Below are 15,775 nucleotides of genomic sequence, written 5' to 3'. Positions count from 1 at the left end.
TCGATATATTCAAAAAATCGCCGATATAATTTTTCCGTCTTGTTTACTATCCTAACTTCACAAGGCTGTAGTTCTTCTTCCCTTTACGAATAATAATAAATCGTCCATCAAATGAATTTTCTACCGTAACATCCGTACCTACATCCGTTACTTTTTCGCCATTCATAGAAATAGCTCCATTATTAATATCTTCGCGTGCTTGTCGTCTAGATGGTTCGATTCCTAAATCAACGAGCCATTCTACGATATTTTTCGTCTCTTTTGAAGACTGGAATGTTGGCATTTCTTTAAAGCCTTGTTCAATTTCATCGGCTGTTAACGATTTAATATCTCCGCTAAATAACGCTGCTGTAATTTTCACAGCTTGCAGCAATGCTTCTTCTCCATGAACAAATTTCGTCATTTCTTCCGCTAATACTTTTTGCGCTTCACGTTTATGAGGCTCTGTTTCTACCTTCACTGCCAACTCATCGATGCGCTCTTTCGTTAAGAACGTAAAGTATTTCAAGTATTTAACGACATCACGGTCATCTGTATTCACCCAGAACTGGTAAAATTCAAACGGTGTTGTTTTTTCAGGATCAAGCCAAACTGCACCACCTGCTGATTTACCAAACTTCGTACCATCTGATTTCAATAATAGTGGAATCGTCAATCCGAATACCTTCGCTTCGTGCCCTTCTAACTTACGAATTAAATCTAAACCACTCGTAATATTTCCCCATTGGTCACTACCGCCAATTTGTAGTTGAACATCTTCTTTCGTGTATAAATGATGGAAGTCCATCGCTTGTAAGATTTGGTACGTAAATTCTGTGAAAGAAATTCCTGTATCTAAACGACTTGCTACGATATCTTTTGCTAACATACTATTAATGCTAAAGTTTTTCCCGTAATCACGTAAAAACTCAATAATATTTATTTCATGTGTCCAATCGTAGTTATTTACCATCTTTACTTCGCTATTTCCGCCAAAATCAAATAGCTTTTTCATTTGCGCTGTTAACGCATCCACATTATGTTGAACTACTTCTAACGTTTGAAGTTGGCGTTCTGATTGACGTCCACTCGGATCACCAATGGTTCCTGTTGCTCCGCCAATTAAAATAACCGGATGATGGCCAGCTAACTGAAATCTTTTCATCATCATAAACGGAATCAAATGTCCGATATGCATACTATCACCAGTCGGATCAACTCCGCAGTATAGCGAAATCTTTTTCTCTTCTACTAGCTTACGTAAACCCTCTTCGTCAGTCTGCTGATTAATGGCGCCGCGCCATTCTAATTCATCAATAATGTTCATCTTTTGTCATCCCCTTTATTTTTTAAAAACAAAAAATCCCTATGTCTATGACATAGGGACGATGATTCACCGTGTTACCACCCAGTTTGTATAAATAGCATAGCTACTCATACCACTCTCAGCAATAATATCGATTGCCAATCCGCTTAGCATTACCTAAGATACTCCAGAGTGTAATTCACAAGTTTGTTTGTGCTAGGTTCCAGCATCCCCTAGCTCTCTCGTTAACAGTGACAAACTGCTACTGGGCTCTTTCAACGTATGTTATTTGTTAAATTATTAGCCATTATATTGAATTGCAAACAAATTGTCAACAATACCCAAATGTTATTTTAAAATAATTCGCAGTTTCATACGTATATGTTATTCTTTATCTTCTCCAATAATCCTTACTTCACGCTCTAACTTCACGCCAAATTTCTCTTCAACTGTTTTTTGTACGAAGTGAATTAAATCGATATAATCTTGTGCCGTTCCGTTATCAACATTCACCATAAATCCAGCGTGTTTTAGAGAAACTTCCACTCCACCAATTCGCTTACCTTGTAGTCCTGATTCTTGAATCAATTTACCAGCAAAGTTATTAGGTGGGCGTTTAAATACACTACCACATGAAGGATATTCTAGAGGCTGTTTTGACTCACGTTTAAACGTTAAATCATCCATTTTTGCTTTAATTTCTTCATATACACCTTCTTCAAGTTCAAATCTCGCTTCAAGAATAATGTAATGATTGTTGGCAAATACACTCTTACGATATCCAAATTCAAATGCTTCTTTCGTCAAAGTACGTAGCTCTCCATCACCTGTCATTACGACAGCTTCTGTTAATACATACGAAATTTCACCGCCGTATGCACCTGCATTCATATATAATGCTCCGCCAACTGAACCTGGAATACCACAAGCAAACTCAAGACCCGTTAAGTTATGTTCTAGCGCAATACGTGATACGTCAATAATTGCTGCACCGCACTGTGCTACAATCGTCGTTCCTGTTACAGTAACACCTGTAATATGAATTAAACTTACTGTAATCCCGCGAATTCCACCATCTTTAATAATAACATTCGATCCATTTCCTAAAAACGTAACTGGAATATTATATTTGTTCGCATATTTAATAACTTCTTGAATTTCGTCATAATTTGTCGGCGCAACAAAAACATCTGCTTTTCCGCCAACTTTAATATGCGTATGATTCTTTAACATTTCATCTTGTTTCACATGACCTTCAGGCAATACCGTACTTAAATATTCATAAACCTCTTGCATATTCATTTTACGATTCCTCTATTTCTATATTCTTTTTATCCCGTTATACGGGCCCATAATATCCCCACATACATGAAATGACCCTAAAGTGGTGGATACAGTGTACCCAAAATCAATTCGAGACACCTATTAACCTCTTAATTTATAAGAGGTGCCACTCATATTAAAATATATATTGCATAATAAAGCAACCCAAATGGGCTACTAAACTTGACATGTCATCAGAAAGACAACAATTTGTAAAATATATTACTTTTTCAAAACACTACCCTTCAGTATCTTACTATACCACACGAAAATAAAGTGGTGTTTTTTTGTAATCTTTACTTTATTTTCATCAACAAAAAAGATGCTTTTACATAGGTAAAGGCATCTTTTTCATTACTTATTTTAAATTACTTTTCGTTCTCTTCTTTTTCTTTATCAAACCATAACAGTTCATCGTTATCCACTTCACCATTATAATTGATTAAGATTTCTTCTCCTGCTTTTATATCTTTATAAGCATAGAAGTTAAATGTATGATTCTCAAAGACAATATCATACGTCGCATTCGGTGTATATGAATGATTGAATAACATGCCGTATCCTAAAAGGATTGCCGTATGATTAATCCCATACTCAAATGCGTAGTCAGCAAGTAATGTTTTCTCAATGTGTTCATGCTGTTCATTCGGATAAGAGATAACCGGCGCTGCGTGTATCAACTCACCTTTTTTAATATCACGAGTTGCAAATACACCTCTATTAAATTCTCCATCACTAAGTTCAGAAGTCTTAACTTCGATCATATACGTCACCTATTTAATTCTTTCTTTGAAGTATTTTAATTCCGCTATTAGCTGAATTTCATCTTCTTAAGCTTGGCAGAAAACGAGCAGAAAAGCAATTAAAATCCGAGCAAGTCTTCGTTTAAATGAAAAAAGGGCACAAACGTTGCGCCCTTTTTAAGTGATATTACTTTTCTAAAATATCTTCTAACAATTTCACTTGCTCGCTAACAGTATGTAATGTCTTCACAGATGTATCATTTCGATGTTTTTCTTCTTCCACACTTGCTAACACTTCTTCTGTAGCTGCAGAAGTTTGCTGGATTACATTGGAAGCATGTGTAACATCCTTTACGATATTCGTCGTTTTAACTTGGAAACTTTCTTGATGACCAACGATTTCTCTCATTACATCATTAATTTCATCAATAAACTTCCCTAAATCCGTTACATTTGTTAAAACACTTACTAGCATTTCATTACATTCTTCTTGTACTCTTTCTGATTTCTCTACTTGCACTTCTACCTTACTTGCTTGATTACTAAAATCCTTCAAAATCCCTTGAATTCTTCCCGCAGAACGATTCGATTCCTCAGCAAGCTTTAATACTTCATTCGCTACAATAGCAAATCCTTTTCCATGCTCACCTGCTCTTGCAGCTTCAATATTTGCATTTAAAGCTAGCAAACTCGTCTGACTTGAAATATTCGTTATTACATCTACAATTTCATTAATTTGTTTCGATTGCATCATTAAATCTCTAAATATAATTCCTGATTGTGAAACAACATCATTTAAACTTCTCATATTCGCTTCAAAACTTCGTAGAGTATGTACACTACCTTTTGAAATTTCTAAGCTTTCATCAACACGAATCGATGCATTTCTTACTTGAGAAATGATTTGTTCAATATTTCCCTCCATATCGTTCAATACTTCTACCGAACGATGCATCATCTCTGATTGTGATTGCGTGCCAACTGCTACCTCTTCAAAAGCAAAATTGATTTCACTCATTGACTCCATCGATGTATTCATATTTTGTCTTAAATAATTGAAATTACGATCTAGTTTCACAACCGTTTCCTCAATAAGCCTTTGCGTTTCTTCTAACTCCTGAGCTTTTCTCATTACTTCTTGCTTCTCATCACTTAAACGAGCCAGTAAGTTAGAACCAATTTTCGTGACGCCCCACATAGCGATTGTAACGATCGCTAACAAGCTTGCGAAGTTTGCAGCTTCAGATGCTGCTGTATAAGCAAAGAATTGCTCGGGCCAATAACTACAAAGAATAAATGTGATTACAACTGCCACTCCGCCGAGAATTACAACGAGACGTTCACTTAAATAAATAAGTGAAACGGCTAGTGTAAAATAGACCATTTGAAATACAGCTGGGCTTTCATTAAAAGCTTGTACCATAATGAAAGACATCGTAAGTAACATAAACGTCATGATATATTTATACATCGCTTCCATGCTTTCTATAAAAGTAAGAAGCGTTCCAAATACAACGACAGAAATACCACAAACCCAAAACGCGATTGCTCTCTCTGTAAAAATATATCCGTAATACCCAATCGCGATGATTCCAAGGAAGAAACTACAAATTGTAATAAACAACAATAAATGATTTTTCTGTGATTCTTTCTCAAGGTTAGAAAAACAAGTTTTCTTTAACCATTCCATATATAGTCCCACCTTCTGCACCTAATTACTTCAGCTTAAATACCGCACTCACTGGGTTATGATCACTATTTTCAAACTTTAAATCTTTTCCTTGCACATTTACAATCTCAACATTCGGTGAAACGATAAAGCCATCAATAATCGTGACGAAGTTTTCACCTTCTACATACTTCTTCACATCGTCTCTCACCGTCATAACAGATGAGTCTACAGCCCACTTAAAGCCACCATCAGTAAAGTCCTTCGGTAACTCTACCAACCATTCAGGACGCTCTTTCACAAACTTCGGATCACTTAATTGAACGTTAGAAAGTAATTGATTCCAATCTCCGCCCATTATTACGTAATCACCATTTTTATAATGCTTGTTCATATATTCTTTTAAAAACTCTACTTGCTGTTTTCTAATTTTCCCGCCTTCATCATACGCAGACAAATGTAAATTTACGAGTCTAACAAACTTCCCATTACTAACAGGAATTTTATGCTCAACAATCGCTCGATCTAAATCAAACAAACGCTTCGGCCAAGGCTCCATTCCAGGAAGTTGGAACCTCTCCGCTGTTTGAACTTTATATTTAGAAAATGTACTTAATCCAGCCTCCGCATATCCCATTGGACTTGTAATTGGGACAGGGACCCATTTTGTATCATAGTTCTTTCCGAATGATGAAGCATAATCAGGTAATCCATTTTTCAAAAATTCATGCCCATTTACATCAAAAGATCGCATTGATTTTATATCGACTTCTTGTAATAACGCAAAATCACTATTCTCATTTTGTAAAAACGAAAGCATATTCTTTAGGTTAACTTCCGTTTGCTCTTTACTACTTGAACCAGACCCCTTTCCTCCATCCATAAAGAAGTCTTGGTCCTTATCTAATCCGGCATATCCAATATTAAATGTTGTAACTTTAAATTCATTTCCTGTCGCTAATACGCGCTCTTTATTATTTTCCACCTTCAAACTTACAACATCAGCAGGCTGTTCTTTAGTAAGTGTCATATACCCTAAAAAACCACCTACAACTCCTACCCCTACTAAAATACATATAAGTACTATTTTTAATAACTTCTTCAAATAAACGCCCCTTTTCTAAAACACACAGCTAAATTATCTTTATTTTCAGTTAACTACAACTGAATGACAGACATAAGAAATATTTTATCACATTGAAAACCTTATATCACTATATTTAGTTTATAAGCATACCCATCTACCCTAAACCATTACACACATACAAACGACTTCACTTCTTCACTGGAAATTCAATAAGATTTTTAGTACACTATATGTAATAATCATAGGCGATGGAGTTCGCCATAATCGCTGCTTAGCTAATGACTCCTACCAGTATCACTACTGGTAGGAGTCTATTTTTTTGAGCACACTATTTTAAAGAGGTGAAGATATTGATTTATATTATCGTTGGCATTGCCGGTATATTAGGAGCCCTCTCTCGTTATTATTTAGGCCTTACTATTCATACTTCATGGCATCATTCATTTCCATTAGCTACATTACTTATTAACTTAGCTGGCTGCTTCTTATTAGCGTGGCTAACTAGCTATATCGCTCGGCGAAATATTTTGCCCTCAGAGATTATAACAGGTATTGGAACTGGATTTATCGGTTCATTTACGACATTTTCGACATTTAGTGTAGAAACTGTGCAATTAATTCATCATTCTGAATGGAGTACGGCTTTCTTATATGTATCATGCAGCATGCTCGGTGGCCTCATTATGTCTGCTCTTGGCTATACACTAGGTGGTTTCTTAATTAAGAAACATCTTACGGAAGGTGATCACTTATGATAGAAACTTTATTAGTAGCAATAGGCGGTTTTTTCGGTGCTATTACACGATTTGCAATTAGCAATTGGTTTAAAAAAAGAAATAAAACTTCCTTTCCAATTGCTACATTTCTCATTAATATAACAGGTGCATTTTTACTCGGATATATAATTGGCAACGGGGTCTCTACAAGTTGGCAATTATTATTAGGGACTGGATTTATGGGAGCCTTCACTACATTTTCGACGTTTAAATTAGAATCTGTTCAGCTTCTTAATCTAAAAAAATGTAGCACACTCCTTTTATACATAAGCACTACTTACATAATCGGTATCCTCTTCGCATTCCTTGGAATGAAACTAGGCGGAATATAATGAAAGAAAGCGACTCTAATCAGTCGCTTTCTTTCATAAGAAGTATGTCCCGCCATATGGAATAGAAAATAAGCCCATTGGTTGCACATCGTAATGTACACTTTGCATCGGAAGCTGTGAGTACGACATATACGGTCCTTGCATCATTTGTGCAAAATATGCTTGTTGCTGCATTTGAATCGCTTGATTCACAGCATGAATTGTCCCCTGAGCTCCTGCCAGTGTAATAGCTGCCCCCACTTGTCTACCATTATAAAAATAATGATTCATTATGATTCAGCTCACTTATTATTTTTCTTAGATATAGTATGTTCCTATTTTATAGTGAGTATTTTGTCCTGATTAATGGATCCCTCACTACTTAAACTTCATTTTATCTATTACTTTTTTTTAGCTTTGAAGCAATAAATTCAAATAGTAATACACCAATACCACTCAAGAATAATACATAACTTATCGGTACTAGGAAAAAGAAAGGTTCTTCAAGAAATCCATTCGCCCCCACTTTACTATTTGAAGCATGTATAGTTAAAGAAATGATCGCTAAAATCATGAAAGAAATAGATACTACGTATTTATTTATCATTTCAAATTCTCCTCCATTCATATAATTATCCTTAGATTGTTAACATCATACTATCTAAAAACAAATTAAAAATCAATATTTTTTTATCGTTTTACAATAAATTAGTTTTCTAAATTTAAAACAAAAAGTTTTGCGAAGCATCTTGCATTGCCTCACAAAACTTTTCAAACATACATATTTATACTTCAAATCTCTTACTTACTACAACATATATCGCACACAATAGTACGAATATCCCAGCATAAATTAACAAAATTTCTACACTAAACATATCAGCCAATGGGCCAAATATTATCATTCCTAAAGGAAGGGCGCATGAATTAGCGATTTGTACAAGACTAAACATTCGTCCGTGCATGGAAGGTTCTACTTTTTCCTGCAATAACACGTTAACCGGTGTATTGAAGCACGGCATTGTTATACCAATTAAAAAGTTAAATACTAAATACATAATAAATACCGGAGCAATTCCTAGTCCAATCATAAGCAGTCCATACAACGCACAAGCTAGCGCTGTTGTATGCATACGATTACGGAAACCACCCCACGCTGCAATCAATATGCCACCAGCTGCCGCTCCCGCACTAAAAATCATCTCGCTAGCAGTAAGTCTCCACATTTCTGCACCGAAAGAACGAGTTACCATTAAAGGTGTTAAAAAGGCAGCTGGACTTATTAAAATCATGACAATGATTAATAAAACGAGTAGCCTTTTAATAAATACATTTTCTTTTAAATAAGCAAAGCCTTCTTTTATGCCTTGTAGATTAGATTTTTGCTTACTCTCTGCATTCACATGTCTCTTCACTTGAATGATAAACATAATACTAATTCCAATCATAGCCGTAATGACATCAATAAAAAATGTCGTTTCAATACTAGCAATAGAAAGAATTGCAGCACTTGCTGCTGGAGAAAGAAACATAATTAAAGATGTAATACTGCTATTCATCCCATTTACTTTCATAAGATAATCTTTTGGAACGATTTGTGGGATTAATGCATTCACAGCTGGCGTTTGTACCCCTGTCCCAGCTGAACGAATGAGTAATACTATAAAAAGTAACCAAATACTTTTATATCCTGTTAAAAATAAAACTGCTAAAACTAATGTAGCAATTGCTATAACCCCGTCCGATAACATAATCATCTTTTTACGATCGTAACGATCAATCCAAACACCCGCAAATAAAGAAATCGCAATTTGTGGTAAGAAACCGGAAACGGTTGAAATGGTTAACATTAACCCTGACGATGTCGTTAAGGTGATATACCATATAATCGCGTACTGTACGAGAGATGAACCGAATAACGAAATCGTTTGAGAGGTCAAAAATAATATAATTTTCGTTTTCCAATTGTTTTCAATCATACGTTTCACACCCCCTTAACTAATCCTGTCTCTATATTAAAAATACTATCTGCCCAATCAAGATAAAAACTTGCTTCGTGAGATACGAGTATAATGCTGCCCTTAAACTTAATTAATGCCTTTTGCAAAGCTTCCTTCGCTTCTGCATCTAAATGGTTTGTCGGCTCATCTAAAATTAAGAAGTTACAAGGTGATAGTAATAATCCGCACAGTTTCACCTTCGATTGTTCACCACCACTTAACGTACGAATTTCTTGCGAAACGTGCGTATCCTTCACACCACATGCAGCTAAATGATGGCGTATTTCCTTCCTATTCAGTTTAGGAAACTGTTCTGAAATAATTTGAAGCGGCGTTAAAGAATCATTGCTCCAATTTAAATCTTGCTCATAATATCCAATCTTTATTTGCTCTGAAAAGTGAAACTCTCCAGAAATACTAGCAATATTTCCAACGATTGTTTTTAACAAAGTAGATTTCCCTACTCCATTGAAACCTGTAATCACAAGTTTTTGCCCACCCATTACTGAAAAATTCAACTTTGGTAAGAGAGCAAAATCGTAACCAACTTCAAGATTATTTACTTCCAGAACTGTCTGAACTGAAATGGGAAGTTCCCGAAAATGAATAGACGGTTTATGAGTAAAACTTGGTGGCGCAATTCTTTCCATACGTTGCAACTGCTTTCTACGTCCCTGTGCTATTTTTGAATTGACCCCAGCAATATTTCTACGAATATACTCCTCCGTTTTTTCAATTTTCTTTTGTTGTGCATGATATTGACGAATATAATCTTTTCGCAAATGCTCCTTTTGTCTTACAAAATCCGAGTATTTTCCATAATACTTCTTCACCGTTCCAAACTCTACATCACATATACAAGAAGTCACTTTTTCTAGAAAATCAAAGTCATGAGACACGACAATAAACGCCCCTTCAAAATTCATTAAATAATTAGCAAGCCATTCAACATGCTCTTTATCAAGAAAGTTTGTCGGTTCATCTAGTAATAAAATATTAGGCTCTTCTAATAAAAGCTTTGCTAAAATTACCTTTGCCCGTTGTCCTCCGCTTAATTCACCAATAATACGCTCCATCCCAATAGCATCAATACCTAAACCAGCTGCCACCTTGTTTATTATGCTATCTACTGAATAAAAACCGCGAGCCTCAAGCTGCTCTTGTATTTCAGCTGCTTTCAATAATTGATTCTCACCTCTAGTCATCGCACTTTCTTCATATAACTTATTCATTCTCTTTTCCATTTCAAACAAATCATAAAAAGCTCGTTTTAAATACTGTGAAATAGTATAGCTCCCATCAATTTCTGCATATTGATCAAGATGTCCAATCTGAATATTAGGTTGCCACTTAACACTCCCCTTATCAGAAATAATTTCCCCCACCAATATTTTCAGTAACGTACTTTTTCCTGCACCATTCTGTCCAACAATCCCCATATGTTCCCCTTTATGCAAATCAAAAGAAGCATTTTCGTATAATACTTTATCTATAAAACTATGTGATAAACTTTCAACTTTAAGTAAACTCATTTTTATTCCTCTTTTCCTGAAATTAAAAAAAGCAGAGAGATAGCGTCATTCGACACTAGCCCTCTGCTTCGTGGTTTTTTCCATACTAATCCAATTTACAGTAAAAGCTCATTGGAATAATATACACAAAGGGCCATAGACAAAGCATTGTCTATGGCCCCTTAATCTATTTTATACATCAGCTAAATAACCATAACGAAATAAGCATAGGTAGACTATACTTTTTTCAAAAATTATTCAGCCGATGAATATAGGGGGTTATACCCCTTGATTAAGCTCCGTACAACGCTTCACCGTATACATTTGTGCGGAGCAAAGTTTTCTAATGAGTTTTACAAATTTTATATAAAGCATGTTCTACACCTTCCTTAATACTTAAAAGGGATTTTAGCATACAGTTTTATGAAGCGTCAACATTACTTCCAAATCTTTCAACTACTTATTTTCAAAATATTGCTTCTGAAACATACACATTCTTATCGCATTATGATAGTTACCATCAACGAAAAACTCGTCTAACAGTTCACCCTCTACCATAAATCCAACCTTTTTATAAACATGTACTGCTTTTTCATTTTCCTTATCCACAACTAAATATATTTTATGCATATTTAATACAGAAAAAGCGTAATCCATCGCTAAACGCGTCGCTTCCGCTGCATAACCATATCCTTGATAATTCGGATCAATAATGATTTGGAATTCCGTTCTACGGTGAATATAATCGATTTCCACTAACTCAACCAATCCAACCATTTCATTATCTTTTTCAACGATAAATCGGCGTTCACTTTGATCATGTATATGTTTATCGTATAAATCTTGCAGCTCCACAAATGCCTCATACGGCTCTTCAAACCAATACGACATAATATGTGCATTATTATTCAGTTCGTGTACAAACTTTAAATCTTCTCGCTCTAATGGACGCAATTTCAATTCCTGACTCATTTCTATAACCTCCAAGTAAAAGAAACCTCTTCACTTAATTTCTCAATTTTTTTCAATTTCAAACGCCCTAATTTCATTGTAAAGTCTCAAGTGACTTTAAGGTCAAGATATAAAAAAAGTAGTGCAAACTTATGTGTGCACTACTTTCTCTTACTCTTACTCTTCTTCTCGTAATGTTTCTAACACTTCAATTGCCCATTCACACCAGTCGATGTACATTTTTGAATACCTTATTCCATATTCAACAGTAATATACTCTCCGATCACCTGTTTACGAATAGACGACTGATCCGGAAAACTATAATCTTTCCATTTTTGAGTTTCCCGCATTACATGTGTTTCTCTATCAATTACCTTCTGTAATAGTGAAATAGCTTCACTTACTGAAATAACATTAAAACTTGAGGCTTTTAATAAAAACTCATCCTTTATACGTTGAGGCTTCGTTTTCGAATGAATAATCCATTCAACAAGAGCCTTTTCGCCCTCTTTCGTCAAAGAATATATTTTTTTATTTGGACTTCCTTCTTGATAAATATATTCGAACGTAACCAGGTTATCCTGCTCCATTTTTGATAATTCTTTATACACTTGTGAATGACTTGAATTCCAAAAATAAATGAGTTGTTCTTGAAAAGTATGATACAAGTCATAACCAGTTTGTTCTTTTTTTGAAAGTAGTCCAAGTAATGCATAACGAATAGACATTCTAAATTCTCCTAACTGGACTTTTAAATTATGAATAATTTGTTTCAATTTCATTATATCGATTGTACTCCTTTTAATAAACCATTATCATAACCATATGACTATTTAGTCATATGTCATTTAACTAATAAGAGTAAAGGAGGATATGATGAAAAAGAATATAGTTCCGTTAATGATCGTTCAATTTTTCATCTTTTTAGGATTCGGTATGATTATCCCTGTTCTACCAGAAATCATTACAAATTTACATGTGCCGTCGCATCATTTAGGAATGCTGTTATCTTCTTATTCGCTCGCTTCATTCTTAACAGCTCCACTTTGGGGAAAGATTTCTGATCGAGCAGGTCGGCGTCCTGTACTACTAATTGGCATACTCGGGTATTCCATTAGTTTTTTCTTAACAGGTTTACTGATTAATAATTTAACTGGCTTATACATCGCAAGAAGCCTAAATGGATTGTTTGCCGGTGCATTATACACCGCTGCAACAGCTTCCATTGTCGATATGACAAATGAAACTGAGCGTAATCGTTATATCGGAATGATGGGTGCTTGTATCGGGATGGGCTTTATTGTCGGTCCAGCAATTGGCGGGATGCTAAGCCATTTTGGAAATGCAGTTCCGTTCCAAATTGCTAGCAATCTTCTTGTCATTTTATTTCTCTATACATGCTTTACTTTTAAAGAGAGTTTAAACAATGCAGGTGAAAAAAATGCGGGAAATCCATTTAAAAAGTTTATTCATTTACCAGCTTCATCAATCGGCTTGTTTTTCATTACTTTCACAATTTCTATGGCATTAGCTGGGTTAGAAGGTACCTATCAACTATTTGGCAAACAAGCAATCGGCATTACACCATTACAAATCGGCATAATCTTTTTAGCAAGCGGCCTAGTAGATGCATGTATACAAGGTGGACTCATACGCTACATTCGTAACGGAGATGAAAAACGCTACATTATAATCGGACAAATCATTTCTGCAACAGGCCTATTTTTAATCCCTTTTATTACGAACTTACTATGGGCCGGCATTTGTTTATCCATCTTCACAGCTGGAAACGCGCTCGTACGAACTTGTACTCTATCCTTTTTAACAAAACAAGTAAAAAGCGATCACGGTACCATTTCAGGCTTAAATTATTCATTTGATAGTTTAGGAAGAATTATCGGACCAATATTTTTCACAATGATATTTACATCACAAGGGGCAGTATCTTTCATAGTAGGAGGCATGATGACGATGCTTTCTATCGGATTCGTAATCCTATTTTCAAAAAAACAACATACATACGGGAGTGAACTATAATGCTTAATATGTTTTATCAAATTCACGCGGGATCATGGGCAATTCTTATCATCTTATTTATTATGAGTTACATGCTTAACAAACAAGAATTTACACTGTGGGGACAACGTGCCTTTTATGTTCTTATGCTAGGTTCAGGAATTGGAATGGTAGTCATTAAAAACTTCCCTGTCATTTCTATGATAAAAGCTGTATTCGCTCTTATCCTTATTATGTCGATGGAAATCCTCGTAGCAAGGAAAAGAAGAGGACAAACTCATACGTTATGGTGGGGCGTATTCGCTATCACGTTCATCGTTATTTTATTAATTGGATTTCATATTATATAAAGTGAAACTTTAATCAGTGGGGTTTTGTTCATCCCCCACTGATTATTAGTTGAACCAATCGGGCTTTTACGGGCAGTTGATCCCCCACCTAACTTCTTTGCTTCCTCTGAATTTTGAGATGGGGGTCTTACTGCCCGTTAATGCGGGATAAAGTAAAAACCCCTAGATTTAGGGGTTTTTACTACTCTTTTCTCAAATCTCTCATATTTGATATGTATAACGCAATGACTAAAACAAGAATTGCTCCTGCGTATAATAACGTCTCCATCGGTTCCTCATGAGATACAATAATTAATCGAATTAAAGCCGTAATTCCTATATAAATAAAATAGCGTAACGGGAAATGATAATTCGATTTAAAATACTTAATAATCAATGCGATGAACTCGAAGTATAAGAAATAGACGATGATACTCTCAACCAATTTATACGATGTATATTCCTTTGTTGAAAATATGTATTGAATAAATGTGATAGTCTCGTTAATTAAAAAGATAGATAAGACAATGGATAATATAATTAACGCTATATTCAATATCCACTGTAAAACGCTAGCTATGTAATGATCGATATTAAACTTCATTTCACACTCTCCTTCACGTAAATACTTATTTATTATAGCAAAATTATAATTGGAGGTGGGTTAAATCATATTTTCGCCCTTTGTTGGTGCCGGTGTGTGGGATGTTCATTGTTTTGAGGAGTCTTTTAACCGCAGAACTAGATTGCATATTAAGAAAGTCCCTCAATTTGCTATTGGTAGTTATTGTTCCAAACAGAAGTGTGTAGTCTTGTAAAGCACGTAAATGAGCATTTTTAGACGTACTATTACAGTTTGAGCAACGCCAGCCCTGTTTTTCTTTTAACATTGCCATTGTAAAACATTCCTCACACTGCACGCCATTTAGTAATTCCTCTTTTTTTAATTTATATTGTGCAAAAATATTTTGTCGTTGCGGAATGTGCTCATTCATAATCTGATTTATAAGTCCATCTACATTACCAATTATATCTTCTTTATATTGATTTTCCATCTGTTTGATTCTATTAGGTAAATTTGCACCGTGGATAATTTTATTAGGAAGCATTTCATCTGAAGTTTTAATAATTGTACGAGGAGAACTAATTACAATGAGAGATTCAATCGGAATATTATATAAACCATGCAAACTCAGCCATTTTCTCAGCTGCATCTCTTGCCGTTTCACTTGTAAAAGCGGATCTGGAAAACCCTCTTCTGAAGCACCATCTACGATTCGAATGAGTTGATTAAACTTTGCATCAAAAATTAACGTACCAATGATATTTTTTATTTCAAGAAAAAGAAGAAAACATGAAGAAATTATGAGGGCATCAATTTGGAAATAATGTTTCTGATCAAACAATCTAATGTCATGTAAAATGCTATATTTTGTTTCAGATAGAAAACTAAGCGGATATTCAATTGCCTGCTCTCCTTTATAGCCAGCCATAAATTTCGCTAAATTTTCAGCCACCACGTTCCTTTTTGGATGATGAGCAGGCAATCTTCTAAGTAAAGCTTCTAATTGGAGCAAATGTACGGGCATTTTCCGTTCTTTCACAATCATCTTTATCCCCTCCAAAATATATCAGCGATTTTTCAAATATATCAGCGCAACTCCAATTATATCGGCGATTTTCGAAATATATCAGCGCAACTCAATTTATATCAGCGATTTTCATAATATATCGACTTACCGACAAAAAACGACACAACAAACACTCATAAAC

General features: G+C 34.9%; 17 protein-coding genes, 1 riboswitch and 1 other annotated feature. Of the genes, 4 read left to right on the top strand and 13 right to left on the bottom strand.

Annotation, left to right across the window (positions count from 1 at the left end; translation table 11 throughout):
• Nucleotides 1-46: 46 nt before the first annotated feature.
• The 5 genes from tyrS to PDK19_RS18160 form a co-directional block, all read right to left on the bottom strand.
• Entirely contained in the window at nucleotides 47-1,306 is a 1,260-nt protein-coding gene (gene tyrS / locus PDK19_RS18180) for a tyrosine--tRNA ligase (RefSeq protein WP_001021076.1), read from the bottom strand.
• Between the two features lie 51 nt (nucleotides 1,307-1,357).
• Nucleotides 1,358-1,573: a binding site (T-box leader), on the bottom strand.
• A gap of 96 nt (nucleotides 1,574-1,669) precedes the next feature.
• On the bottom strand, nucleotides 1,670-2,587 hold the full coding sequence (gene murB / locus PDK19_RS18175; RefSeq protein ID WP_001057092.1) for a UDP-N-acetylmuramate dehydrogenase: 918 nt from the start codon (nucleotides 2,585-2,587) through the stop codon (nucleotides 1,670-1,672).
• A 389-nt stretch (nucleotides 2,588-2,976) separates the two neighbouring features.
• A complete protein-coding gene (locus PDK19_RS18170) occupies nucleotides 2,977-3,372 on the bottom strand; it encodes an SET domain-containing protein (RefSeq protein WP_000573649.1) in 396 nt (131 codons plus the stop codon).
• A gap of 166 nt (nucleotides 3,373-3,538) precedes the next feature.
• On the bottom strand, nucleotides 3,539-5,041 hold the full coding sequence (locus PDK19_RS18165) for a DUF4077 domain-containing protein (protein ID WP_000455050.1): 1,503 nt from the start codon (nucleotides 5,039-5,041) through the stop codon (nucleotides 3,539-3,541).
• A gap of 25 nt (nucleotides 5,042-5,066) precedes the next feature.
• On the bottom strand, nucleotides 5,067-6,125 hold the full coding sequence (locus PDK19_RS18160) for an endonuclease/exonuclease/phosphatase family protein (protein WP_000734866.1): 1,059 nt from the start codon (nucleotides 6,123-6,125) through the stop codon (nucleotides 5,067-5,069).
• A 217-nt stretch (nucleotides 6,126-6,342) separates the two neighbouring features.
• Nucleotides 6,343-6,402, top strand: a riboswitch (Fluoride riboswitch).
• A 55-nt stretch (nucleotides 6,403-6,457) separates the two neighbouring features.
• On the opposite strand from PDK19_RS18160, the gene crcB (PDK19_RS18155) reads away from it, so the two are divergent.
• Both crcB (PDK19_RS18155) and crcB (PDK19_RS18150) read left to right on the top strand, forming a co-directional pair.
• Nucleotides 6,458-6,862, top strand: a complete 405-nt coding sequence (crcB, locus tag PDK19_RS18155; RefSeq protein ID WP_270707776.1) for a fluoride efflux transporter CrcB — start codon at nucleotides 6,458-6,460, stop codon at nucleotides 6,860-6,862.
• Entirely contained in the window at nucleotides 6,859-7,215 is a 357-nt protein-coding gene (gene crcB, locus PDK19_RS18150; RefSeq protein ID WP_270707774.1) for a fluoride efflux transporter CrcB, read from the top strand. The genes crcB (PDK19_RS18155) and crcB (PDK19_RS18150) overlap by 4 nt, the downstream gene beginning before the upstream one ends.
• A 33-nt stretch (nucleotides 7,216-7,248) precedes the next feature.
• Here crcB (PDK19_RS18150) and PDK19_RS18145 read toward each other — a convergent pair whose 3' ends face one another.
• The 6 genes from PDK19_RS18145 to PDK19_RS18120 all read right to left on the bottom strand — a co-directional run bounded on the left by PDK19_RS18145 (nucleotide 7,249) and on the right by PDK19_RS18120 (nucleotide 12,385).
• Nucleotides 7,249-7,488, bottom strand: a complete 240-nt coding sequence (locus tag PDK19_RS18145) for a DUF3947 family protein (RefSeq protein WP_270707787.1) — start codon at nucleotides 7,486-7,488, stop codon at nucleotides 7,249-7,251.
• A gap of 100 nt (nucleotides 7,489-7,588) precedes the next feature.
• Nucleotides 7,589-7,822 carry a DUF3955 domain-containing protein gene (locus tag PDK19_RS18140; protein ID WP_270707771.1) on the bottom strand — a complete coding sequence of 78 codons (234 nt, stop codon included), beginning with the start codon at nucleotides 7,820-7,822 and terminating at the stop codon, nucleotides 7,589-7,591.
• 157 nt (nucleotides 7,823-7,979) lie between these two features.
• Entirely contained in the window at nucleotides 7,980-9,173 is a 1,194-nt protein-coding gene (locus tag PDK19_RS18135; RefSeq protein WP_270707770.1) for an MFS transporter, read from the bottom strand.
• A 5-nt stretch (nucleotides 9,174-9,178) separates the two neighbouring features.
• On the bottom strand, nucleotides 9,179-10,726 hold the full coding sequence (locus PDK19_RS18130) for an ABC-F family ATP-binding cassette domain-containing protein (RefSeq protein ID WP_270707768.1): 1,548 nt from the start codon (nucleotides 10,724-10,726) through the stop codon (nucleotides 9,179-9,181).
• A gap of 435 nt (nucleotides 10,727-11,161) precedes the next feature.
• Nucleotides 11,162-11,677, bottom strand: coding sequence for a spermidine N1-acetyltransferase (gene speG / locus PDK19_RS18125; protein WP_000076825.1), 516 nt, complete (start codon nucleotides 11,675-11,677; stop codon nucleotides 11,162-11,164).
• A gap of 156 nt (nucleotides 11,678-11,833) precedes the next feature.
• Nucleotides 11,834-12,385: a PadR family transcriptional regulator gene (locus PDK19_RS18120; RefSeq protein WP_000027915.1), complete on the bottom strand. Its 552-nt coding sequence runs from the start codon at nucleotides 12,383-12,385 to the stop codon at nucleotides 11,834-11,836.
• A 148-nt stretch (nucleotides 12,386-12,533) separates the two neighbouring features.
• Here PDK19_RS18120 and PDK19_RS18115 point away from each other — a divergent pair, with 148 nt between their 5' ends.
• Nucleotides 12,534-13,694 (top strand): MFS transporter, encoded by a 1,161-nt coding sequence (locus PDK19_RS18115; RefSeq protein ID WP_270707765.1) that lies wholly within the window; start codon nucleotides 12,534-12,536, stop codon nucleotides 13,692-13,694.
• A complete protein-coding gene (locus PDK19_RS18110; protein ID WP_000933661.1) occupies nucleotides 13,694-14,023 on the top strand; it encodes a DUF1516 family protein in 330 nt (109 codons plus the stop codon). Before PDK19_RS18115 ends, PDK19_RS18110 begins: the two co-directional genes overlap by 1 nt.
• Nucleotides 14,024-14,204: 181 nt before the next feature.
• Here the strand turns inward: PDK19_RS18110 and psiE are convergent, their stop codons facing one another.
• Nucleotides 14,205-14,606: a phosphate-starvation-inducible protein PsiE gene (gene psiE / locus PDK19_RS18105; RefSeq protein ID WP_270341000.1), complete on the bottom strand. Its 402-nt coding sequence runs from the start codon at nucleotides 14,604-14,606 to the stop codon at nucleotides 14,205-14,207.
• A gap of 43 nt (nucleotides 14,607-14,649) precedes the next feature.
• A complete protein-coding gene (locus tag PDK19_RS18100; RefSeq protein ID WP_000635731.1) occupies nucleotides 14,650-15,612 on the bottom strand; it encodes a nuclease-related domain-containing protein in 963 nt (320 codons plus the stop codon).
• Between the last annotated feature and the right edge of the window lie 163 nt (nucleotides 15,613-15,775).

It is taken from the genome of Bacillus cereus group sp. BcHK124 (genome assembly GCF_027712065.1).
Lineage (GTDB): Bacteria > Bacillota > Bacilli > Bacillales > Bacillaceae_G > Bacillus_A > Bacillus_A pacificus.
This window is presented reverse-complemented; position numbering and strand designations above follow the sequence as displayed.

What these genes read in the sequence shown, in the direction of transcription:
- speG (WP_000076825.1), bottom strand. Translation starts at nt 11,677, where the DNA reads ATGAGTCAGGAATTGAAATTGCGTCCATTAGAGCGAGAAGATTTAAAG.
- PDK19_RS18115 (WP_270707765.1), top strand. Translation starts at nt 12,534, where the DNA reads ATGAAAAAGAATATAGTTCCGTTAATGATCGTTCAATTTTTCATCTTT.
- PDK19_RS18100 (WP_000635731.1), bottom strand. Translation starts at nt 15,612, where the DNA reads ATGATTGTGAAAGAACGGAAAATGCCCGTACATTTGCTCCAATTAGAA.
- PDK19_RS18110 (WP_000933661.1), top strand. Translation starts at nt 13,694, where the DNA reads ATGCTTAATATGTTTTATCAAATTCACGCGGGATCATGGGCAATTCTT.
- PDK19_RS18170 (WP_000573649.1), bottom strand. Translation starts at nt 3,372, where the DNA reads ATGATCGAAGTTAAGACTTCTGAACTTAGTGATGGAGAATTTAATAGA.
- crcB (WP_270707774.1), top strand. Translation starts at nt 6,859, where the DNA reads ATGATAGAAACTTTATTAGTAGCAATAGGCGGTTTTTTCGGTGCTATT.
- psiE (WP_270341000.1), bottom strand. Translation starts at nt 14,606, where the DNA reads ATGAAGTTTAATATCGATCATTACATAGCTAGCGTTTTACAGTGGATA.
- PDK19_RS18135 (WP_270707770.1), bottom strand. Translation starts at nt 9,173, where the DNA reads ATGATTGAAAACAATTGGAAAACGAAAATTATATTATTTTTGACCTCT.
- PDK19_RS18120 (WP_000027915.1), bottom strand. Translation starts at nt 12,385, where the DNA reads ATGTCTATTCGTTATGCATTACTTGGACTACTTTCAAAAAAAGAACAA.
- PDK19_RS18140 (WP_270707771.1), bottom strand. Translation starts at nt 7,822, where the DNA reads ATGAATGGAGGAGAATTTGAAATGATAAATAAATACGTAGTATCTATT.
- murB (WP_001057092.1), bottom strand. Translation starts at nt 2,587, where the DNA reads ATGAATATGCAAGAGGTTTATGAATATTTAAGTACGGTATTGCCTGAA.
- PDK19_RS18130 (WP_270707768.1), bottom strand. Translation starts at nt 10,726, where the DNA reads ATGAGTTTACTTAAAGTTGAAAGTTTATCACATAGTTTTATAGATAAA.
- tyrS (WP_001021076.1), bottom strand. Translation starts at nt 1,306, where the DNA reads ATGAACATTATTGATGAATTAGAATGGCGCGGCGCCATTAATCAGCAG.
- PDK19_RS18165 (WP_000455050.1), bottom strand. Translation starts at nt 5,041, where the DNA reads ATGGAATGGTTAAAGAAAACTTGTTTTTCTAACCTTGAGAAAGAATCA.